The sequence below is a fragment of the Streptomyces sp. LUP47B genome (assembly GCF_001746295.1).
Lineage (GTDB): Bacteria > Actinomycetota > Actinomycetes > Streptomycetales > Streptomycetaceae > Streptomyces.
In genome coordinates this window covers 116927-136845 of record NZ_MJAH01000004.1, presented here as the reverse complement: position 1 = coordinate 136845, position 19919 = coordinate 116927, and the positions used below count along the sequence as shown (strand labels likewise).

19 protein-coding genes are annotated in these 19919 nt (G+C 72.2%); 6 read left to right on the top strand and 13 right to left on the bottom strand.

Going from position 1 to position 19919, the window contains the following annotated elements; all coding sequences use genetic code 11:
* Position 1: 1 nt before the first annotated feature.
* Positions 2-307 (bottom strand): 4a-hydroxytetrahydrobiopterin dehydratase, encoded by a 306-nt coding sequence (locus BFN33_RS14265; RefSeq protein WP_069760395.1) that lies wholly within the window; start codon positions 305-307, stop codon positions 2-4.
* A gap of 114 nt (positions 308-421) precedes the next feature.
* Between BFN33_RS14265 and BFN33_RS14260 the strand changes: the two genes are divergently transcribed.
* The 4 genes from BFN33_RS14260 (at position 422) to narJ (ending at position 3779) form a co-directional block, all read left to right on the top strand.
* The gene (locus BFN33_RS14260; RefSeq protein WP_069760394.1) at positions 422-1246 is read left to right on the top strand and encodes a helix-turn-helix domain-containing protein; all 825 of its coding nucleotides are present in this window, start codon (positions 422-424) and stop codon (positions 1244-1246) included.
* 185 nt (positions 1247-1431) lie between these two features.
* On the top strand, positions 1432-2295 hold the full coding sequence (locus tag BFN33_RS14255) for a helix-turn-helix transcriptional regulator (protein WP_079140825.1): 864 nt from the start codon (positions 1432-1434) through the stop codon (positions 2293-2295).
* A gap of 63 nt (positions 2296-2358) precedes the next feature.
* The gene (locus tag BFN33_RS14250) at positions 2359-3153 is read left to right on the top strand and encodes an SAM-dependent methyltransferase (protein ID WP_069760392.1); all 795 of its coding nucleotides are present in this window, start codon (positions 2359-2361) and stop codon (positions 3151-3153) included.
* A 134-nt stretch (positions 3154-3287) separates the two neighbouring features.
* Complete coding sequence (gene narJ, locus BFN33_RS14245) at positions 3288-3779, top strand: nitrate reductase molybdenum cofactor assembly chaperone (protein WP_069760391.1); 492 nt, start codon at positions 3288-3290, stop codon at positions 3777-3779.
* A gap of 5 nt (positions 3780-3784) precedes the next feature.
* Here the strand turns inward: narJ and dnaK are convergent, their stop codons facing one another.
* From dnaK to BFN33_RS14205, 8 genes are all read right to left on the bottom strand, one after another.
* Positions 3785-5644 (bottom strand): molecular chaperone DnaK, encoded by a 1860-nt coding sequence (dnaK, locus tag BFN33_RS14240; RefSeq protein ID WP_069760390.1) that lies wholly within the window; start codon positions 5642-5644, stop codon positions 3785-3787.
* Positions 5645-5743: 99 nt separating this feature from the next.
* Positions 5744-6502, bottom strand: coding sequence for a glycerophosphodiester phosphodiesterase family protein (locus BFN33_RS14235; RefSeq protein WP_069760389.1), 759 nt, complete (start codon positions 6500-6502; stop codon positions 5744-5746).
* A 7-nt stretch (positions 6503-6509) separates the two neighbouring features.
* Positions 6510-7868 carry a hypothetical protein gene (locus BFN33_RS14230; RefSeq protein ID WP_069760388.1) on the bottom strand — a complete coding sequence of 453 codons (1359 nt, stop codon included), beginning with the start codon at positions 7866-7868 and terminating at the stop codon, positions 6510-6512.
* 93 nt (positions 7869-7961) lie between these two features.
* Entirely contained in the window at positions 7962-8390 is a 429-nt protein-coding gene (locus BFN33_RS14225) for an OsmC family peroxiredoxin (RefSeq protein ID WP_069760387.1), read from the bottom strand.
* 64 nt (positions 8391-8454) lie between these two features.
* On the bottom strand, positions 8455-10185 hold the full coding sequence (locus BFN33_RS14220) for a hypothetical protein (RefSeq protein WP_370743290.1): 1731 nt from the start codon (positions 10183-10185) through the stop codon (positions 8455-8457).
* 59 nt (positions 10186-10244) lie between these two features.
* Positions 10245-11306 (bottom strand): ATP-binding protein, encoded by a 1062-nt coding sequence (locus BFN33_RS14215; RefSeq protein WP_069760385.1) that lies wholly within the window; start codon positions 11304-11306, stop codon positions 10245-10247.
* Between the two features lie 176 nt (positions 11307-11482).
* Entirely contained in the window at positions 11483-13558 is a 2076-nt protein-coding gene (locus tag BFN33_RS14210; RefSeq protein ID WP_088245333.1) for a phage holin family protein, read from the bottom strand.
* A gap of 69 nt (positions 13559-13627) precedes the next feature.
* Entirely contained in the window at positions 13628-14029 is a 402-nt protein-coding gene (locus BFN33_RS14205) for a hypothetical protein (protein ID WP_069760383.1), read from the bottom strand.
* A gap of 83 nt (positions 14030-14112) precedes the next feature.
* On the opposite strand from BFN33_RS14205, the gene BFN33_RS14200 reads away from it, so the two are divergent.
* Positions 14113-14886, top strand: a complete 774-nt coding sequence (locus tag BFN33_RS14200; RefSeq protein WP_069760382.1) for an MBL fold metallo-hydrolase — start codon at positions 14113-14115, stop codon at positions 14884-14886.
* A complete protein-coding gene (locus BFN33_RS14195; protein ID WP_069760381.1) occupies positions 14883-15497 on the top strand; it encodes a DedA family protein in 615 nt (204 codons plus the stop codon). The genes BFN33_RS14200 and BFN33_RS14195 overlap by 4 nt, the downstream gene beginning before the upstream one ends.
* 29 nt (positions 15498-15526) lie before the next feature.
* Here BFN33_RS14195 and BFN33_RS14190 read toward each other — a convergent pair whose 3' ends face one another.
* The 4 genes from BFN33_RS14190 to BFN33_RS14175 all read right to left on the bottom strand — a co-directional run bounded on the left by BFN33_RS14190 (position 15527) and on the right by BFN33_RS14175 (position 19720).
* Positions 15527-16591, bottom strand: a complete 1065-nt coding sequence (locus tag BFN33_RS14190) for an MBL fold metallo-hydrolase (protein ID WP_069760380.1) — start codon at positions 16589-16591, stop codon at positions 15527-15529.
* Entirely contained in the window at positions 16588-17832 is a 1245-nt protein-coding gene (locus BFN33_RS14185) for an aminotransferase class I/II-fold pyridoxal phosphate-dependent enzyme (RefSeq protein WP_069760379.1), read from the bottom strand. Before BFN33_RS14185 ends, BFN33_RS14190 begins: the two co-directional genes overlap by 4 nt.
* Positions 17833-17988: 156 nt before the next feature.
* Entirely contained in the window at positions 17989-18678 is a 690-nt protein-coding gene (locus BFN33_RS14180) for a hypothetical protein (protein WP_069760378.1), read from the bottom strand.
* Positions 18679-18922: 244 nt separating this feature from the next.
* Positions 18923-19720, bottom strand: a complete 798-nt coding sequence (locus BFN33_RS14175) for an RNA polymerase sigma factor SigF (RefSeq protein ID WP_069760377.1) — start codon at positions 19718-19720, stop codon at positions 18923-18925.
* Positions 19721-19919: the final 199 nt, after the last annotated feature.

Below are 19919 nucleotides of genomic sequence, written 5' to 3'. Positions count from 1 at the left end.
CTCACTCGGCTCCGTGGCCCTGGGCGAGCGCCTCCACCCGCTGGGCGAGCTCGAAGTCCTTCGCGGTGACGGCGCCGCCCGCGCTGTGGGTGTGCACGGACAGCGCGACCGTGTTGTAGCCGAGGGTGAGGTCGGAGTGGTGATCGAGTTCCTCCTGGACCTGGGCGATGTGGACGACCATCGCGGTCGCGGCGAAGTGCGTGCCGAGGCGGTACGAGCGGGTGAGGCGGCCGTCGTCGACGGACCAGCCCGGCAGTTCCGCGAGCCGGTCCTCGATCTCCTTCTGCGACAGGGGTTCGACGGGCATGACCTCGCTCCTTCCTGAGGGTCCGGGTGTCTTCAGCGTGCCACAGCTGCGCCTCCGCGGCCCTGCCGAGCGCCGCCGTGCCCTGTCCGCCGCTCCTCGGCTACGGTCGTACATATGACCATTACCGCCTCCCCTGCAGCCGCCCCCTCCGGTCAGGGCGTCGGTCCGCTTCTGCGCGCCTGGCGGGAGCAACGGCGGGTAAGTCAGCTGGAGTTGGCGCTGCGGGCGGACTCCAGCGCCCGGCACATCAGCTTCGTCGAGACGGGACGCTCCCGGCCGAGCGAGGAGATGGTGCTGCGGCTCGCCGAGCATCTGGACGTGCCGGTAAGGGAGCGCAATGCGCTGCTCCTCGCGGCGGGGTACGCCCCGCGCTTCCCGGAGACCCCGCTGGACGATCCGTCCCTGGACTCCCTGCGCGAGGGGATCGAGCGGTTGATCCAGGGCTATGAGCCCTACCCCGCTCTGGTGTTCGACGCCGGGTACCACGTCGTGGCCGCGAACCGGGGCATCATGATGCTCCTCGACGGCATCCCGGAGTCCCTGCTCCGGCCCCCTCTCAACACCATGCGGCTCACCCTGCACCCCGAGGGCCTGGCCCCGCGCATCCGCAATCTGCGGGAGTGGCGCGGCCATCTGCTGGAACAGATGCGGCGGCAGATCGCCCTGCGCCGCTCCGAGTCGCTGCGGGAGCTGTACGAGGAGGTGGCGGCGTACCCGGTGGCGGCCCCCGAGACCGACGCCGGCTCCGAACAGACGCATCCCGTCCCGTACTTCGCGCTGCCGATGCGGATCGAGCACGAGGGCCGGACGCTGTCGTTCATCTCCTCCACGTCCACCTTCAACACGCCCATGGACGTGACCGTCGCCGAGCTGGCCATCGAGACGTTCCTCCCGGCCGACCCGTCGACGGTCAAGTACCTTCACTCCCTGCTGCCCTGACGGGGCGCGGGGAGGGCCCCGGACCGGAGTGCGCCGGCCCGGAACCCGTGACCACCACGATCCCGGCCGCCCGGCTCCCGGTCGATTACGCGGGAGGTAATTGAGGGAAGCGGTCGTGACCGGTGAGACCGGCCTGGGAGCATGGCACACTGCACGCAAGCTTCGACGCGTAGGGGAGGCGTGGCGTGAGTGAGCGGCGACCTGCGCCGACAGTGGGCCAGGTGGTGCTCGGCAGACGGCTTCAGGAGCTGCGGGAGGCGGCCGGCCTCAAGCGCGAGGAGGCCGCGCGGGTACTGCGGGTGGCCCCCGCGACCGTACGGCGCATAGAGATGGCCGAGGTCGCCCTGAAGATCCCGTATGTCCAGGTGCTCCTGGAGACGTACGGCGTGCCCGGGGAACAGGTCGAGACCTTCGTCCGGCTGGCCGAGGAGGCGAACAGACCGGGCTGGTGGCAGCGGTTCCACGACGTGCTGCCCGAGTGGTTCAGCCTGTACGTGAGCCTCGAGGGCGCGGCCGGGATCATCCGGTCCTACGAGCCGCACTTCGTGCCCGGACTGCTGCAGACCGAGGACTACGCGCGTGCCGTCATGGCGGCCGGGACCATCGGGCACGCGGGTCCTGAGTCGCTGGAGCGGCATGTGTCGCTGCGCATGGCCCGGCAGCAGCTGCTGGAGCGCCCGAACGCGCCCCATCTGTGGGTGATCATGGACGAGACGGTGCTGCGTCGCCCGGTGAGCATCCGCTCCGGGGTGATGCGCGAGCAGCTCGACAAGCTCCTGGAGTTCGCCGAGCGCGACCGGGTCACGCTCCAGGTGTGCGAGTTCGAGGACGGCCCGCACCCGGGGACGTACGCGCCCTTCTCCCTGTTCCGCTTCTCCGAGCCGGAGCTGCCCGACCTGGTCTTCACCGAGTACCTGACCGGTGCGCTGTATCTCGACTCCCGTCAGGAGGTCGCCACGCACCTGGAGGTCCTGGACCACATGTCGGCGCGGGCCGCGTCGGCCGAGCGTACGAAGAAGCTGCTGCGGGAGCGCCGCGAGGACTTCTGAGCGGGGCGGCACGACCACACGCCACGCGCACCACCGACGGCATCACAGGGGAGAGGACACCGCATGACCGGATCCGACGCACCCGGAATCGACACGAGCCGCCCGCACCCGGCGCGGGTGTACGACTGGTGGCTGGGTGGCAAGGACAACTACCCGGTGGACGAGGCACTGGCCCGCAGGATCCTCGAGGTGGACGCCACCGTGGTGCGCGGGGCGCGTGCCAACCGCCGCTTCATGCAGCGGGCGGTGCGGACGGCCGCGGAGGCCGGTGTCCGCCAGTTCCTCGACATCGGCACCGGAATCCCCACCGAGCCCAATCTGCACCAGGTGGCACAGGAGATCGCCCCGGAGTCGAAGGTCGTGTACGCGGACAACGACCCGATCGTCCTGAGGCACGCGCAGGCCCTGCTGCACAGCACCCCTGAGGGCGCCACGGACTATGTGCACGCTGACGTCCGCGACCCGGACACCATCCTGCGGTCGGCCGCCGAGACCCTGGACTTCTCGGAGCCGGTCGCGCTGTCCCTGGTGGCGCTCACCCACTACCTGGACGACGACGCGTACGGGCTGCTCAAGCGGTACGTCGCCGAGCTCGCCCCGGGCAGCTTCGTGATCCTCTCGCAGGTCACGCCCGATCTGAGCCCCGAGGCCATCGAGAAGGCCGCCGAGCAGTTCCGCCGCACCGGCACCCCCTTCTTCCCCCGCTCGCTCGCCGAGTTCTCCCGCTTCTTCGACGGTCTGGAGCTGCTCGGCCCCGGGGTGATCCCGGTGTCGGGCTGGCGTCCGGGTCCGCAGGACGTGGCGGCCCAGGCGGAGGGCATCGTGCCGGTGTACGCGGGGGTCGCGCGCAAGGTCTGACCCGTACGGGTGCCGGTAAAGGGTGCGCTCCCGCGCCCCGCCCTAGGTTCGAAGCAGCCACGGGCAGGCCGAGGGAGCGCACGTGACCGACACCGGGCACCGCCGCGACCGCGGGACGACGCTGAGGAGGTCCGATGCCCTCGGACGCGGTGCTGTACCAGGCGGCGGCGCTCTGCCTGACGTATCCCGACGGCGACTTCCGCGCGCGGCTGCCGCTGCTGCGTGAGGCGGCTCCGCAGCTGCGGGAGTTCGTCGACCACGCGGCGGTGACGCCCGCGCGGGAACTGGCGGCGCACTACGTCCAGGTCTTCGACTTCGGGAGCCGGCACAGTCTGTATCTGAGCTCGTGGCAGGACGGGGACACGCGGCGCGGGATGTCACTGATGCGGTTCAAGGAGGTCTACCGGGCCGCCGGGCTGGAGTTCACCGGTGCGGAACTGCCGGACTTCCTGCCCTCGGTGCTGGAGTTCGCGGCCCGCACCGGGGACCTCGACCTGCTCACCGAGCACCGCGACGCTCTGGAGCAACTCCGTTCCCGGCTCACCGACTTCGGCACGCCGTACGCGACGGTCCTCGACGCCGTGTGCGCCACGCTGCCGACCGCCGGGGCCGGGACGCACCCATGACGACCTCAGGCGGCCCCGCCCTTCTGGTCCTTCTCGTCGTCGACGATCTCCGCGTCGACCACGCCCTCCTCCTCCTGTTGCGGTGAGGCCGGTTCGTCCTGCGGGGGCTGCTGCTGGGCCTGGGCGTACATCGCCTGGCCCATCTTCTGGCTGACGGAGGCGAGTTGCTCGACGCCGCCCCGGAGGGTGTTGGTGTCGGCGTTCTCCTCCAGGAGCCGCTTCAGGTCCGCGACCGCCGACTCGACCTCCGTCTTCGTGTCGGCGGGGACCTTGTCGGCGTTCTCCCGGACGAACTTCTCGGTCTGGTAGACGAGTTGCTCGGCCTGGTTACGGGTCTCGGCGGCCTCGCGGCGGTTGCGGTCCTCCTCGGCGTACTGCTCGGCCTCGCGCATCATGCGGTCGATGTCGTCCTTGGGCAGCGCCGATCCGCCGGTGACCGTCATCTTCTGTTCGCGCCCGGTCGCGAGGTCCTTCGCCGAGACGTGCATGATCCCGTTCGCGTCGATGTCGAACGCGACCTCGATCTGGGGAACGCCTCGCGGGGCGGGCGGCAGACCGGTCAGGTCGAAGACGCCGAGTTTCTTGTTGTACGCGGCGATCTCGCGTTCCCCCTGGTAGACCTGGATGCCGACCGAGGGCTGGTTGTCGGTCGCGGTGGTGAAGATCTCCGAACGGCGGGTGGGGATCGTGGTGTTGCGCTCGATGAGCTTCGTCATGATGCCGCCCTTGGTCTCGATCCCCAGGGACAGCGGGGTGACGTCGAGGAGGAGCACGTCCTTGACGTCGCCGCGGATGACGCCCGCCTGGAGCGCCGCGCCGACCGCCACGACCTCGTCCGGGTTGACTCCCTTGTGCGGGTCCTTGCCCGTGAGCTCCTTGACGAGTTCCGTGACCGCGGGCATCCGAGTGGAGCCGCCGACGAGGATCACGTGGTCGATCGCGGCGAGCTTGATGCCGGCGTCCTTGACCGCCTGGTGGAAGGGGGTCTTGCAGCGGTCGAGCAGATCGGCGGTGAGCTCCTGGAACTGGGCGCGGGTCAGCTTCTCGTCGAGGTGCAGGGGCCCCTCGGCGGAGGCGGTGATGTAGGGCAGGTTGATCGTGGTCTCGGAGGACGACGACAGCTCGATCTTCGCCTTCTCGGCCCCCTCGCGCAGCCGCTGCAGCGCCATCTTGTCCTTGCCGAGGTCGACGCCGTACTGCCCCTGGAACTTCTTCACGAGGTGCTCGACGACCCGCTGGTCCCAGTCGTCGCCGCCCAGGTGTGTGTCGCCGTTGGTCGCCTTGACCTCGATGACCCCGTCGCCGATCTCCAGAAGGGACACGTCGAAGGTGCCGCCGCCCAGGTCGAAGACCAGGACCGTCTGCTCCTCGCCCCGGTCCAGGCCGTAGGCGAGCGCGGCCGCCGTGGGTTCGTTGATGATCCTCAGGACCTTGAGCCCAGCGATCTCCCCGGCCTCCTTGGTGGCCTGTCGCTGGGAGTCGTCGAAGTAGGCGGGCACCGTGATCACAGCGTCGGTGACGTCCTCGCCGAGATAGGACTCGGCGTCCCGCTTCAGCTTCTGCAGCACCCGCGCCGACAGTTCCTGCGCCCGGTACCGGATGCCGTCGATGGAGCCCTGGTCCGGGAAGCGCCAGCTCCCGTCGCCCATGTACCGCTTCACGGAGCGCGCGGTGCGCTCGACGTTGGTCACGGCCTGCCGCTTGGCGACCTCGCCCACCAGCACTTCGCCGTTCTTCGCGAAGGCCACGACCGACGGTGTGGTCCTGGCCCCCTCCGCGTTGGCGACAACGGTGGGTTCACCGCCCTCCAGCACGGCGACCACCGAGTTCGTGGTCCCGAGATCGATCCCGACCGCACGTCCCATCGCTGTCCCCTTCCGCCCAGGAATGTCCACCAGGGAGCCGTCCCGCACTCCAGCACAAAACTTGAGTGCGCTCTTGTCAATGGCGCGGGATGGCCCCGCTCAGTGGGACGAGTACCCCGGCGGACGCTCCTCGTGCGGCTCCCCGCGCAGTGCGACGGCCCGTCGCGGCCGGTCGGTGATCAGGACGTCGACGCGTGGATGGCCGAGAAACGCCCGCATCAGGGTGTCGTCGTTGACGGTCCAGACCATGGTGAACAGGTCGTGCCGGGCCGCCGCGCGCAGCACGTTGGCGCGGGCCAGCCGTTGGTGCACGGCCACTCCGCTCGCCCCGCAGGCGCGCACCCGGCGCATCGGCAGCAGCTCGCTGAGCCGGGTGCCGGCGAGGCGGGCCCGGGCGATCTCCCTGCGGTCGCGGCCCAGCGACAGGGCGGTGCGCACGCGCGGGAAGGCTTGTGCGATGGCCGCGACGGAACGGTCCTCCAGGGTCGTGGCGACGAATCCGTCCGCGCCGAGCAGGGCGACCGCCCGGTCGATCAGCTCGTGCTCGTAGCCGCTCTCCTTCAGGTCCAGATGTCCGACCAGCTTCCCTGCGATCAGGGACATCACCTCGTCGACGACCGGCACGCGACGACCGGACCGTTCACTGAGCTCGGCGTGGCTGATCTCGCTGAGAAGCGGGCCGGTGTGCCCCACGCGGGGGTCGTGGTGGACGACGAAGACCCCGTCCGCCGTACGCCGGACGTCGAACTCGACGTACTCCGCCCCGGACCGGATCGCGTCCTCGTAGGCCTCCCAGGTCGCGGCGCCGGCACGCTCGGATCCGCCCCGGTGGGCGGAGACCGCGGGACGTCGTGGCATACGGCTCTCAGCTTCCGGACGGGGGACGGGACGGCGACCGCGGTGCGGGCACCGGGGCGGCCGTCGGGGTCGCCAGCAGCGCGCCGGAGCGCCTGCTGACCCGCCTGAGCAGGAGGTATCCGATCACGGCGAGGGCGATGAAGGGAAGCCAGGCCAGCAGGTAGGCCGGGAGGTAGTGGGCGTCGAAGAGGGACCGCCGATCGTCCACGTTGGACGCGTTGGCCCCGAAGAACGCCAGCAGCAGCGTCGGCGGCAGAGCGATGCCGGTGGCCACCGCGACGAGCGCCGACACCGTACGGTCCCTGCGGTCGTCGCGCTCGGCGAGCTGGGCCTGCAGAGCGGCCGAGCGGGCGCTGATCACCGAGGTAAGACGCTCGACCATCCTGGCGGAGTTGTCCAGACTCTCGGGGATGCCGAGCGCGTCGCGCAGCGAGGACTGGAATGTCTCCATGACCATCTCGGGGATCAGCAGGCTGTCGACGTACGCCTCGACGCCGAAGGCCAGGTCCAGCTGGAGTTCGTTCACCCCGTCGGAGAGCCGGGAGATCAGCCTGCGGATCTCGTACGGCGACTCGGCCGCGGCCCGTTCGTTGGCGCGCATGGTCTCGAAGGCGGCCAGCCGGGTGCGCTGGAGGACGGCGAGGGCGGAGATCATGCCGACGGCGACCAGGATCAGGCCGTTCTCCACGTGCCCGGCCCAGCCGGCGTGGACGGAGACCCCGCGGCCGTGCGCGGAGAGCGTGCGGCCGTTCCTGTGGAGGTGGGGCGGCTCGGACGTGGACAGCCGGCCGCGGTACACGATCTCGGTCAGCAGGGTGGGAAGGCGGGTCTCGTCGGGGCCCAGCAGGTCGTTCGCCAAGTCGCCGCCGGGAAAGACCAGTTGGTGGACGTTCTGGCCGAAGGCGAGCGGTTCCCGCGGGGTGAGCCGTCGGCCCAGCGAGTCGAGCAGGGCGCTGGTGCCGAGGGTGATCCGGTCCCGGTCGAAGCAGGTGTCGGCGAGCCACGCCGCGAGGGCGGCAGGAGGCGTCTGTCCGGCGAATCCACAGTCCAGGGCCAGGGTGATGTCCCCGCGCGGGGTGGCGAGGACGGCGATCTCGACGGACGCGAGCTCGAGTCCGTGGTCGCCGTGCGGCAGCCGCAGTTCCCCGGGTGCCACGTCCTCGACGAGCACCGGTACGGGCAGCACCGCCTCGCTGGACTTCAGGTGCAGGGCGAAGCGGCCGAAGTCGAATCTGTCGACGAGGCTGCCCAGCGAGGGCTGTCCCGGGTCCAGGCTGCCGGTGAGGCTGAACAGCACGACGACACGGGTGAGTTCACGGGTGCCGGAGTCGAGTGCCGCCGTACCGCCGGCCGTTCCCACAGTCATCGCGTTCCTCCCGCACCACCGAACCGATCCCCGAACCGCGCCGCGCGCAGACCGCCCCTGGCGGGCGGCCTGCGCGACCTGGTGCCTTCGGGTTCAGGCGAGCTTCGCGTCCAGGGTGATCGGGACGGACTTCAGGGCCTGACTGACCGGGCAGTTGGCCTTGGCGTCGTCCGCGGCGGCGGCGAAGCCCTCCTCGTCCAGGCCCGGCACGGTGCCCTCGACGGTCAGGTGGATGCCCGTGATGCCCTCGCCCGGCTGGAAGGAGACGTCGGCGGAGGTGACGAGCTTGGTGGGCGGGGTGCCCGCGCCGGCCAGGGCGTGCGACAGCGCCATCGAGAAGCAGCTGGAGTGCGCGGCGGCGATCAGCTCCTCGGGGCTGGTCTTGCCGTTGGCGTCCTGGGAGCGCGAGGCCCACGTGACCGGCTGTGCCTCGATGGCACCTGAGGAGTCGAAGTTGACGACACCGCTCCCCTCGAGGAGGTTGCCTTCCCAGACGGTGTGTGCGGAGCGCGTGGTGGCCACGGTCAGTCCTTTCGTGTGGTCCCGCTGACGGGGGTGTACGGGAACCATCCGATCACACTACGGCTCAGCTCACGCGGAAGACCGGCCCCCGTGCGGTGAACGGCAGTCTGGCCCCCTGCGGGATCAGATAGGCGTGCTCGCGCCGGACGCGCAGTACGTCGCACCAGCCGTCGGTGATCACCAGCACGGGCGCGCTCGCGGGGAAGTCGTCGGCGCGGTGCAGCAGGTCGATGCCGGGCTGCAGGACGGTGCCGCCGCGGCCGTGCACCCGGACCCGCTCGGCGATCTCGGTGACGGGCAGATAGCCGGCGTCGTGCGGGGCCGCGTCGCAGAACACGACCCGGGCGGCGGGGACGTCCCGGGCCTCGGCGTACGAGGCGATCGCACCGAGTGCCTTGCCGAGCAGGGTGCGGTTCATCGACCCGGAGGTGTCCAGGACCACGCCGAAGGTGCAGCGGGCGATCTCCTCGGGCGGGAAGTAGTGGCCGGCGCGCGGGATGTCGGGGGTGGAGGACTGACGGCGCGAGGGACGGGCGTAGGACCGCACGGGCTGTGGGCTGGGCACGAACTCGTCGAACCAGCGGGCGAGTTGCGCGTCCCAGGGCAGCGGCGGATGGCTGAGCGCGCGGATCTCCTCGACCAGGCCGCCGGGCAGGAACCCGCGCTCCTGCCGCTGGTGCAGGTCGAGGCCCCGGGCGAGGCCACGGCGGTAGAACTCGTCGAGGTCGACGTAGTCGCGGGGCGAGCCGAGCGGGCCTCCGAGGATGTCGCCGGCGCCCTTGCCGCGGAGGGTGGCCAGCCGGCGCATGCGGCGCAGATCGCCGGCGATGCGGTCGTAGACCTCCTCGGAGGAGAGGCCGGTGAGCTCGGGGTCGTGCAGCAGGCCCTCGGGCATGGTGCCGATGCGCATCTCGGTCAGCCAGCCGTTGATGACGTAGTCGCAGGCGATGTTGAAGAGGTAGGGGTCGCGGGTGCCGCAGCGGTCGCCGTGGCGCAGGGCGGCGTGCAGCATCTCGTGGGCGAGGATGAACCGCCATTCCTCGTCGTCGAAGCGGCGCAGCGGGTTGATGTAGATCTCGGCGGCCTCGGCGTTGACGGCGGCGATCGCGATGCCGTGGGCGCGGGCGAGTTCGGCGTCGGCCACCAGCTTGATGCCGGCCGCGATGCCGCCGAGCAGCGGGTAGGAGGAGATGAACCAGCTCAGGGCCCGCTGCCAGGGGCGTTGCGGGGTCACTTCTCCGCTGAGGGAGTCGCGGCGGCCGCCCGCCATGTCCATCGCCGCGGACATGGTCCGGGTCAGTGCGGTGGCGAACGCCAGCTGCCAGTCGGGCGCCTGCGACCAGCCCACCCACCTGAGCAGCAGCTGATCGGGGTCCGGGCCCGCCGTACCGCAGTGTTCGTGGACGGCCGGGATGCCGTCGCGCCGCCAGCGCGCGGCGAGTTGCTCCTCGTCGCCGTCGGGGTAGGAGGCGGGCAGGTGCTCGGGGGCCCTGCCGACGGGGAAGCCGAGCAGGAAGCGGTTGACGACGAGACAGCGGGCGGCGAGGTCGAAGCGGTCGGGCTGGACGCGTTCGCCCTTCACCGCCGGTACGTGCCCGAAGCCGAGGTGCAGGACGGCGTGGGCGAGCGCCCAGGCCCAGGCGGCGGGCTCGGCAAGCCGGTCGGGGTGGGCGTGGAGATTGCCGTCGGAGTCGACGACCACGAGCCCGTTCCGGGGCGCGAACCGGCACTCCTCCCGGCGGCAGACGTCGAACTCGACCGCCGCGAGCGCCGGGTTGGCCCGCATCAGCCTCATTCCCTCGGCGAACGCCTCGCCCGCGAGATCCCGCTTCTTCTTCTTTTCGGGGCTCCGGCTCACCGCCGCGCCTCCACCAGCCGGGGCATGTCCCGGGCGGCCTCGACGAGGAACCAGGACGGCAGTACGGGGTTGCCGTCGTCGTCGGAGGCGATGACGGTCTGGGCGACCTCGACGGAGATCTCGGCGAGCTGGACGAGCAGCGACTTGGCGCGGTACGCGGTCTGGCGGCCGGCCGCCGACATGTGCTCCTTGCTGACCGGGAGTTCCTTGATCAGACGGCCGCGGAAGGACTCGGCGAGGTAGTAGAGCAGGTCGCGGTCCTCCAGGCGGTTCGGCCAGCGTGCCTCGCCCTTGATGATCGCCTCGATACCGAACCGGCTGCGCACGATCTTGACGTAGCCGCAGAACGCGGTGGCGTGCCGGGGCGTCAGCGTGCCGTGCGCGAGCACCTTCAGGGTCTCCTCGTCGAGGTCCCGGCCGAAGGAGTGCAGCGCGTCGGAGAGCATGTGCCAGGAGCGGGGCGTGGAGAAGGGCTCCTCGGTCTTGGGCGGCTTGGACCACAGGTGGTCGGGCCGGTCGGTGAGGTGGTCGAGGATCCAGGGGTGGATGCCGTTCTCGGCGGCCCAGACCAGCCAGTCCTTCGCGGACGCCTCCAGATGGACATGGGTGAGACGGTTGACGAGGGCGGACGCGATGGGCCGGGCGAGGGCGTTGTCGGTGGCCCGGTTTCCGGCACCGATGACGATGGAGCCCTTGGGGAGTTCGTAGTCGCCGATGCGGCGGTCCAGGATCAGCGAGTAGAACGCCTTCTGCACATCCGGCGTTGCCGCGTTCAGCTCGTCCAGGAAGAGACAGTACGGCTCGTCGCGCGCGATGGATTCCGGCGGACAGAACACCGACCGCCCGTCCCGGATCTGGGGCACCCCGATGAGGTCCTCGGGAGCGAGCTGCGTACCGATCAGGCTCACGCACTCCAGGCCCAGCGAGGCGGCGAACTCCCTGACGAGGGACGACTTGCCGATGCCGGGGGCGCCCCAGACGAAGACGGGCCGCACGGTGGCGAGGCCGAGGAGAAGCTCGGGGATACGGGAGGGCGACACGGTGACGGCAGCCTGCAAAGCGGTGGCTCCAGGGAGTGTTCGAGAAAGGGCAACTCGAACAGTGTCCGCGCCGGGCCGAAGAGACGCAGCCGATTTTTCTCAGGCCGACCGGACCCACCAGGGGAGCGGGCTGTATCGATATACGGCTCCGCCGCGTGTGCGCGACCGGCCCCCACCGGCCCGCAGCCGGACAACTACGCGGCCTTCTCCTCGGGCTTCTGCAACGGCACTTGAGGACCCCCGGCCTCGTCGAGCCACCTCCGCAGCACGTCGTGCACCCGCTCTGCCCCGGCGAGTGGCTCGGGCGGCGCGGACAGGGCGAGCGGCGACAACAGGAACGGTTTGGCCTGCGCACCGCCCAGCCCGCCGTGCGACCCGATCTGCTCCTCGAAGGCGAGCACCTCGCCCTCCGCCGGGTCGTACCAGGAGTTGACCATGATGTCGGCGGTGTGCGGAAAGGAGTGCGTACGGCGTATCGCCTCGACCGCGCCGGGCCCGAAGTCGGCCAACGGCCCGGGATCGTCGTCGAGCCGGTCGAGGGGGATCTCCTTGCCGAACGGCCCCAGCACCACCCCACCGTGCTCCTCGCTGCGCACCAGGAGGAAGCCGACACCGGGATGGTTGGCGAGAGTGGCCAGCAGAGCCGGGTGCCTCGCGTCCATCTCCTCCTTGCTCATCCGGTGATGCACGTCCGGGAAGGAGACCAGGCCGAGGTTGCCGGAGGCCAGCACGATCGGCTCGGAGTCACGCGCGGGCCGGTACTGCTCGCGCCCCTCCTTGCCCGGCCGGCGCAGCGCGGCACGGACGGCGGCGCGGGCCTCGGCCCCGCTGTGGGTGCGCTCCGCCTTGCGCGACACGGGCAGCCCGCAGCCGGCCCGGACCAGGTCGCCGAGGGTGAGCCCGTAGCGGGTGCGGAAGGTCTCGCCGGGGCTCTGGCCGTGGTCGGAGAGGACGACGATCCGGTACGGACGCGGGGCGTGTTCGGCGACGTTCTCGATCAGCGCGAGCGAGCGGTCCAGGCGCTCCAGTACCTTCGCGGCGTCCCGGCTCGTCGGCCCGGAGTGGTGGGCGACCTCGTCGTAGGCGACGAGGTCGGCGTAGACGGCCGTACGCCCGGCGAGCATGTCCCCCATGACGGCGGCGACCACGACGTCGCGTTCCACGACGGTCGCGAAGGCGCGGACGAGCGGGTACAGGCCCCCGCGGCCCACCCGGGGACGCTCCTTGCGTATCCGGGTGCGGGTCGACTGGCCGATCTCGCGGCCGACCTCGGCGAGGAACGACATGGCGGTGCGGACGGCGTTGGCCGGGTCGGAGAAGTAGGCGAAGTAGCCGGCCCGGGAGCGGGTCTCGCGGCTGCGGCGGCGGGTGGCGATGGACAGGACGAGGGCCTGTTCCTCGGCGCCGCCGGAGAAGAGGTTGCCGCGGCTCGCGCCGTCCACGGCGAGGAGTCCGCCGTGTCCCGCCTGTGCCACGGCCCGCTGCTGGAGTTCGACGGCACTGGTCGGGCGGTTGCAGACCATCACCTCGCCGCGGTCCTTCTCGTACCAGCGGAAGGCGGGGACGTCGTGGTTGCTGCCGTGCAGGATGCCGAGCTGGCTGGCACCGGTCTGGCTGGACCAGTCGGTGCGCCAGGGGGTGAGCCGGTGGGTGGGGCGTGCCGCGCGGCCGGGCTTGTCGCCCTGGCCCAGCCAGCGGGCGATCGTGGGCATCAGGCCGTTGCCGACCGCGGCCAGCAGGACGTCGTGGCCCACTCCGTCGAGCTGGAGGAAGACCGTGCCGGGGCCGGCCGGACCCACCGGGCCGCCTCTGCGGCGTCGGTCGGCGAGCCGGTACAGGCGGCGCCGGTAGGCGTCGTCGTCGCGCACCGCGAGGGCACCGCCGGTGGCGGAGGCGACCGCGGACATCACGGCGGCCACCACGACCGCGGTCTCCGGGGCGGCGTCGCCGCGCTCTGCGGGGTTCAGGCGCAGGGCGAGCAGCAGCAGCGCCCCGTTGAGGAAGAAGACGAGGAGTCCGAGCACCAGGGTCGGCACGAGCAGGAACAGCCGTACGAGCAGCGGCCACACGACGGCCGACAGCACACCGAAGGCTCCGGCGCCGAACGCCGCCGTGACCGCGATCCGGGTCGCGCTGTCACCGGTCGGGGACTGGAGCCGGAAGTCCGGCAGGATGCCCGCAAGGACCAGCATCGTCAGGGTCGAGACGACCCATACCGTGACGCTCCGCCCGACCTGACTGGCCACCCGCCGCCAACGCCCTGCACGCACGCCCCGTACACCTCACCGTCCCGGCCCGTCGTCGGTGCGGGCGCTGGGACCAGCGTGTCATACGGGTGGCTAACGGCCGTCGTATCCCGCCGTCGGCATCGACAGCCTGCGATGCACGCTGGCCTTCATCTGGGCGTCGTAGAGGGGCTCCGCGAAGCCCACCGTCTCGACCCGTACCCCGCGGCGGGCGCACTCGGCGGTGAACTCCTCGACGGAGGACAGGGCGCTCTCCAGGACCCTGCGGCTCGGGGCCACGAAGAGATCCCGTCCCGCCCGCACCCCGTCCCACAGCACGCAGTGGTCGGCCCTGAGGCCCCGCACCAGCAGCTCGCGCCGCACGGTGTACCCCCGCTCCGCGGCCCAGCGCGCACACATCGCGTGCTGGCTGCGGGAGTCCACCAGGAAGGGGTCGGCGTCCAGCTCCTCCAGCGGCGTCAGACTCGCGATCGCCGTGACATGAACCGCTCCCATGGTGTCCCCCTCACCTCCGGGTTTCGCCGCCGACCCTACTCCAGCCCGTAGGCTTCGGGGAGTCGCGCGAAGGAGGCAAAGAGGTGCCGGTGGAGATCACCTGGTGGGGGCACGCCACCTGCACGGTCACGGATTCGGACGTACGTGTGCTCACCGACCCTCTGTTCGCCCGCCGGCTCGCCCATCTGCGCCGGCGCCGCGGTGCCGTACCGCCGCCCGGCGCCCGGCGCGCGGACGTGGTCCTCGTCTCCCATCTGCACGCCGACCACCTGCACGTTCCCTCGCTGGCACGGCTGGAGCCGGGCACGCGCCTGCTCGTGCCCCGGGGCGCACCACGCCAGGTGCCGGGACTGCGCCGGCTCTCCCATTTGCGAGTTGACGAAGTGGCTCCCGGCGACGAGCGGCGCGTCGGCGACCTCCTGATACGCGTGGTCCCTGCCTGGCACGACGGGCGCCGGCTGCCGGTCGGGCCGCACCGCTCCCCCGCGCTCGGTTTCGTCGTCGAGGGCTCGGCGCGGACGTACTTCGCCGGGGACACCGGGCTGTTCGACGACATGGCCAAGGAGGTCGGGCCGGTCGACGTGGCGTTGCTGCCGGTCGGCGGGTGGGGGCCGTATCTCGGGGAGGGGCACCTCGACGCCGGGCGTGCGGCCCAGGCGCTGGCCCGGTTGGCGCCGCGCAGTGCGGTGCCGGTGCACTACGGGACGTACTGGCCGATCGGGATGGACGCGGTGCGGCCGCACGAGTTCCATGCGCCGGGTGCGGAGTTCGTGCGGCTGGCGGCGGAGTTCGCGCCGGGCGTGGATGTGCACCGGCTGGAGCACGGGGAGAGCGTGCGGCTGGAGGTTGCGCGGTGACGTGGCTCGCGGCCGCCACCACGGGGGCGACACCGGGGGCTGCCGGACAGGCGATCGGGTATCCGACGTTGTTCCTGCTGGTGTTTCTGGGGGCGTTGGTACCGGTGGTGCCCACGGGGGCGCTGGTGAGCTCGGCCGCCGTCGTGGCGTTTCATCAGGCGGCGCCGCTCGCTCTGCTGTTGGTGTTCGTCACGGCCTCCCTCGCCGCGTTTCTCGGGGACGTCGTCCTGTACTGGCTGGGGCGGCGCGGGATGAAGTCGAAGAACGGGTCACGGTGGCTGGAGGCGCTTCGGTCCCGGGCGCCGGAGGAGCGGCTCTCCCAGGCGCAGGGCAAGCTGACCGACCACGGGGTGGCCGTCCTCGTCCTTTCCCGGCTGGTGCCGGCGGGGCGGATTCCGGTGATGCTGGCCTGTCTGATGGCCGAGTGGCCGTTGCGGCGGTTCGTTCGGGGGAATCTGCCGGCCTGTCTGGCCTGGGCCGTGACGTATCAGCTGATCGGGATTCTGGGCGGGTCGCTGTTCAAGGAGCCCTGGCAGGGTGTGGTGGCGGCGGTCGCGCTGACCGTGACGATCAGCGCGGCGCCGACGGTGTGGAAGCGGGTGCGCTCCTAGCGTCCTCTTGAAGGCCTCCCAGGGACCTCCTAGGGGCGCTCGTTGGGGTGTTCCAGCACACGTGAGCCTCCGATCGGCAGGTCCCACAGGTCCTCGCGTGCCAGGCCCGCCTTCTCCCACGCCTCCCTGACCCTCGTCAGCGGTTCCAGCACCGGTTCCGCCGACAGCACGAACGTCGCCCAGTGCATGGGGGCCATGCGGCGGGCGCCCAGGTCCTGGGCCGCTCGCACCGCCTCCTCCGGGTCGCAGTGCACATCGCTGAGCCACCAGCGGGGGTCGTAGGCGCCGATGGGCAGGAGGGCGAGGTCGATGCCGGGATAGCGGTGGCCGATGCGGGAGAACCAGTGGCCGTAACCCGTGTCGCCAGCGAAGTAGACGCGCTGCCCCTCCTGCGCGGTGAGGACCCAGCCGCCCCACAGCGTGCGGCAGGTGTCCGTGAGGGAGCGCTTGGACCAGTGGTGGGCGGGGACGAAGTCGAAGCGCACACCGCCCAGTTCGGTCGCCTCCCACCAGTCGAGCTCGGTCACCGCGGTGAAACGGCGGCGGTGGAACCAGCGGGCCAGGCCGGCCGGGACGAGGACCGGGGTGTCGCGCGGCAGGCGGCGCAGGGTCGGGGCGTCCAGGTGGTCGTAGTGGTTGTGGCTGATGACGACCGCGTCGATGTGCGGCAGGGCGTTCCAGTCGATGCCGACCGGGGTGATGCGGGCCGGGGTGCCGAGGATGCGGCGGGACCAGACGGGGTCGGTGAGGACGGTCAGGCCGCCGATCCGCACCACCCAACTGGCGTGTCCCGCCCAGGAGACGGCGACCGTGCGGGCGTCGACGGCGGGGATCGGGGCGGGCGCGTAGGGCAGGTTCGGGATGTCGGCGAGGCCCTCGGGTCCGGGGCGTACAGCGCCCTCGCGGGCGAAGCGGGCCATGGCCTTGAGGCCGGGCAGCGGGGCGGTCAGACGGTCGTGGAAGGACCGCGGCCACACTCTGCGCTCCGCCGGCGGACGGGGTTCGGCGAGCGGCGGGGACGGGGGCGCGAAGGAGGGGGCCGAGGGCTCGTCGGCCACTCGGGCGGTGGTGGTCGACTCGGACTGCTGCGTCATCGAGGAGGCTCCCATCGCTGAGCGTCGTCGCGGAGGTCGTCGAAGACCGACCCCAGGGTGTTCAACGCGCGTTGCACGTGTGGCAGTTCCAACGGTGCGGGTGCGGTGAGGCATTCCGCGCGTTCCGCGTCGGAGCCGCCGAGCAGGGGGCCGGTGGACAGGCGTACGCGCAGCGCGCCGAGGTCGTCGCCGAAGCGGTGGCCGCCGGGTGCGGGCATGCCGAGCCGGGCGGTGAGGAAGTCCTCCAGGTCCTGGGCGTCCCCGACACCGCGCGCGGTGAGCGCGGGGCGCAGTGGGCCGAGGTCGACGTAGAGGTGGCGGCCGGCCCGCGGTGGCCGGGAGAGGGCGCCCGCGCCCACGACGGCGGCGTGTGCCGCGGCGGCCACGCGCGCGTGGAGATGTCCTACGGCGGCGCGGTGGGCGGTGACCGGTTCGGGCTCGGTGAGGGCGTGGGCGGCGGCCGCGGCGACCGGGGCGGCGATGCGGGCGCCGAGGGCGGTCAGGATGTCCAGCACGCGTGCGTGGAGGCCGTTGCCGTCGCCGTTCGCCGGGAAGCGGGCGAAGGCGGCCGGCCAGCCGGTCGGGAGCAGGCTGCCCGCCAGGTCGGTGACGACGGTGACCCGGTCGGGGAGCATCTCGGCGGGGCTGAGCCAGACCGTCTCGTGCGGGGCGTGCACGGTGTCGCGCCAGGTCTCGTCGCTGACCAGGTGCAGGCCCTCGCTCGCGGCGGCCTCGACGGTCTCGTGCAGCACCTCGGGCGGGGCGACGGTGGCGGTGGGGTCGTCGGCGACGGACAGCACCAGCAGCCGGGGATCACCGCCCTCGGCACGCACACGGCGCACGGTCTCCAGAAGGGCGTACGGATCCGGGACGCCGCCGCACTCGGCCGGTGTCGCCACGTGGAAGACGGGTCGTCCCAGCAGGCGGGCGTACGGCGCCCACCAGGCGGCGCAGGGGCGGGGCACCAGGACGTCGCCGCCGAGCGCGGCGGTCAGGGCGAGCAGGAGGGCGGGGGCGCCGGGGGCGGCGGCCACGTGGTCGGGTCCGGCGGGCAGGCCGCGCCGGTCCGCGTAGTCGCAGGCGGCCTCCAGGAGCGGTGTGCCGCCGCCGACCGGTTCGGCGCGGGGGCGGGCCGCCGCGGCGGCGAGGACGGCGGTGAGTTCGGGCAGTACGGGCAGCCCGTCGTCGGGCAGCGGAGGGCCGTAGCGGACGGGGCCGTGGCCCTCCGGGTCGGTCCGCATCGGTCACCTCCGTAAGGCGCTGTCCGGTGGCTCGTCCGGTCCGCCGTCTCGTGTTCTCGCGCCTGGCGCGCTCCTCGCGCTCTGAGTACCCACGGTGCCGCCCTGCCATGGCCGCCCCTGCGGGTTGCGCCCGTCACACGGAGCTGACGTTTCGTCTCAGGCGTCCGCCACGGGGGACTTGCGGCGCAGCCTGTAGACGGCGCCCGCGGCGGCGCCCGCGATCAGCAGGGCGCCGGTGGCCAGAGCGGGCACGGAGTCGGTGAAGCTGCCGCCCTGACCGGCGTGGACCGGCCTCTGGACGACCGCGGTGTCGCAGCTCTCGGTGCGCGGCTCCGTGCGGGGCTCGGTGCTCGGCTCGGCACGGGGCTCGGTACGCGGCTCGGTGCACGGGCGGTGACTGCTGCCGGTGGCGGCGCCGCGGGTGACGGTGAAGGTGGCGCTCCAGGCCTGGCCCGGTGCGCGGTCCGCGGTCGGGCAGGTGCCGTCGACGGTCCACGCGGAGTCCGGGCCGACGCCGCCGGCACCTTCCTGGAGTTCCTGGTCGGCGGCGATGCGCGCGGTGCCGCTGTAGGCGGGGCCGGACGCCTTGTCGTCGTTGCCGGGCACCAGCTGCAGCCGTACGGTCCCCGTCTCGAAGGCCTCCGAGGTGGCGTCGACGGTGGCGGGCGGCGTCCCGGTACCGGGATCGCAGGAGACGGACACGGTGACGCTGCCGCCCGGCTGGACACTGCTCGGGCTGACCTCGGCGGCCGGTTCCGCGAAGGCGTTCGGCGGGGCGACGCCCAGGGTGATCCCGAGCACGGGCAGGACGACGGACAGGGCCCGGAGACGGGCGGTGCGGCGCATGGGGTGGACTCCTTCGGCCGACGGCTGCGGGGCCCGTCGTCGGGCGTCGGGTGACGACGACCGGAGGTGACGACGACTGGACCGAGGGCACGACGGTCGCACCCACAGCCATCACAGCCCGGCCCTGCCCGTCCCGCGCGCGGCCGGACGCCATTGGCGGGACGGGCGGGGCCGAGTGGGTGACGCCGGGGCGCGGGGGCGCCAGGGCGCGGGGCGCCTGGGGCGCTCCCTCAGAGCGGTGCGCTCACGCGGCGGCGTCCCGCATGATCTGCTCACGAAGCCGTCCGCAGCAGCGGCTGATCAGGCGGGACACGTGCATCTGGGAGATGCCCAGCTGCTCGGCGATCCGGCTCTGGGTCATGTCGCCGAAGAAACGCATGTAGAGGATGGCGCGCTCCCGCTCGGGCAGCGCGGCCAGCCGTGGCTTGACGGACTCGCGGTCGACGACCGTGTCCAGTGCGGGGTCGGACGAGCCGAGGGCGTCCGCGAGCGAGTAGCCGTCCTCGCTGCCGGGCAGTTCGGCGTCGAGTGAGAGGGCGGTGAAGCTCTCCAGGGCCTCGAGGCCCACCAGGACGTCCTCCTCGCTCATGCTCGCGTGCTCGGCGATCTCGGCGACGGTGGGCCTGCGCCCCGGGATGGTCTGGGCGAGGTCCTGGGCGGCGAAGCGGACGCGGTTGCGCAGGTCCTGGACCCGGCGCGGCACGTGCAGGGTCCACATGTGGTCGCGGAAGTGCCGCTTGATCTCGCCGGTGATGGTGGGGACGGCGTAGCTCTCGAAGGCGTTGCCGCGCGCGGGGTCGTAGCGGTCGACGGCCTTGACCAGGCCGAGGGCCGCTACCTGGCGCAGGTCGTCGAAGCTCTCGCCGCGGCTGCGGAAACGGCCGGCGAGCCGGTCCGCCATGGGCAGCCATGCCTCGACGATCTGGCCGCGCAGGGCGTCGCGCTCGGGCCCCGGGGGAAGTCCGGCGAGCCTGCGGAAGGAGTCCGCGGTGTCGGGTGCGTCGTCGTGCGGGTGGTGCTTCGCGCTCACTGGAGTGGGCATGTGCGTCGCAACTCCCTTGATGATGCTCTGGGTTGGACGATCGACAGGAGAGCGCATCCACGTTCGGACGGGCGCGGCCGGCGCGGCCGGGCGCCGCTCCCCCACACGTGCCTCCGGTCCGAAGCACTGTCACGCGCCTGCCCCCGGCCCCCTGCGGCAAACCAGGGGCAGGTTTTCCAGGGCCGTGCAGGGTGACTCG

Coding starts and splice junctions, on each gene's coding strand:
- BFN33_RS14265 (WP_069760395.1), bottom strand. CDS start 307: ATGCCCGTCGAACCCCTGTCGCAGAAGGAGATCGAGGACCGGCTCGCG.
- BFN33_RS14260 (WP_069760394.1), top strand. CDS start 422: ATGACCATTACCGCCTCCCCTGCAGCCGCCCCCTCCGGTCAGGGCGTC.
- BFN33_RS14250 (WP_069760392.1), top strand. CDS start 2,359: ATGACCGGATCCGACGCACCCGGAATCGACACGAGCCGCCCGCACCCG.
- narJ (WP_069760391.1), top strand. CDS start 3,288: ATGCCCTCGGACGCGGTGCTGTACCAGGCGGCGGCGCTCTGCCTGACG.
- dnaK (WP_069760390.1), bottom strand. CDS start 5,644: ATGGGACGTGCGGTCGGGATCGATCTCGGGACCACGAACTCGGTGGTC.
- BFN33_RS14235 (WP_069760389.1), bottom strand. CDS start 6,502: ATGCCACGACGTCCCGCGGTCTCCGCCCACCGGGGCGGATCCGAGCGT.
- BFN33_RS14230 (WP_069760388.1), bottom strand. CDS start 7,868: ATGACTGTGGGAACGGCCGGCGGTACGGCGGCACTCGACTCCGGCACC.
- BFN33_RS14220 (WP_370743290.1), bottom strand. CDS start 10,185: ATGAGGCTGATGCGGGCCAACCCGGCGCTCGCGGCGGTCGAGTTCGAC.
- BFN33_RS14205 (WP_069760383.1), bottom strand. CDS start 14,029: ATGGGAGCGGTTCATGTCACGGCGATCGCGAGTCTGACGCCGCTGGAG.
- BFN33_RS14190 (WP_069760380.1), bottom strand. CDS start 16,591: ATGACGCAGCAGTCCGAGTCGACCACCACCGCCCGAGTGGCCGACGAG.
- BFN33_RS14185 (WP_069760379.1), bottom strand. CDS start 17,832: ATGCGGACCGACCCGGAGGGCCACGGCCCCGTCCGCTACGGCCCTCCG.
- BFN33_RS14180 (WP_069760378.1), bottom strand. CDS start 18,678: ATGCGCCGCACCGCCCGTCTCCGGGCCCTGTCCGTCGTCCTGCCCGTG.
- BFN33_RS14175 (WP_069760377.1), bottom strand. CDS start 19,720: ATGCCCACTCCAGTGAGCGCGAAGCACCACCCGCACGACGACGCACCC.